The organism is Erwinia sp. MYb416 (assembly GCF_037479575.1).
GTDB lineage: Bacteria > Pseudomonadota > Gammaproteobacteria > Enterobacterales > Enterobacteriaceae > Erwinia > Erwinia rhapontici.
Genome location: NZ_JBBGYT010000193.1, coordinates 1 through 633, shown reverse-complemented (window position 1 = coordinate 633; position 633 = coordinate 1). Strand labels below are relative to the sequence as shown.

Here is a 633-nt window from a genome sequence, read left to right as displayed (position 1 = left end):
GCTTTATTCTGTTCAGCCAGCAGCTACTTGCGCAGCCCGCCGCCGCTGTTGCCCGTCTGGATTACCGGGGCATCGATCCAGCGGCCTTGCGCTTGCCGGTGACGCTGTTTCTGCAGATGGAGGCCAGCGAGGTCGGGCAGTTGCACCAGCGCCACGGCAAGGTAGTGATTAATAATGCTTATTCCCGTATCGGCTGGCAGCTGGCGCGCACCACGCTAACCGACGATGGCGGCGCCGATGCACGATGCAGACAGCTGAAGCTGTGGCTGCAGCAGTTCGCCGCGCCAGCTTTGCCGTTAACGTTCAGTATCAGCGGCGAATCCAGTAATTTGCAGGCTCAGGCGCGGCTGGCGCACCATCACCTGTGTCTGGACGAGCCGCAGCAGGTGGCAGGCGATCTTGTTCTTGCTCAGCTCCGTTTGTGCCACGACGCCGCAAGCGGGTTATTGCATTTTATGGACAGACAAGGGCAGGCGTTGCAACCCTGCTATCTGGGAGCCGCCACGCCGATGATTGCCTGGGGCACAAAATACCTGCTTACCGTGCTGGCTGAACCCGTGCAGATAGGTCGTCCTGCCTACAGCCAGATGATGGCGGACGAGCACGATGACGATTTTCGCCATGCGCCGAGAC

Annotated in this window: 1 protein-coding gene; it reads left to right on the top strand. The window is 60.5% G+C overall.

Going from position 1 to position 633, the window contains the following annotated elements; all coding sequences use genetic code 11:
• Positions 1-633, top strand: a 633-nt coding sequence (locus tag WH277_RS01820; protein WP_339504053.1) for a hypothetical protein, incomplete at both ends; no start/stop codon positions are given.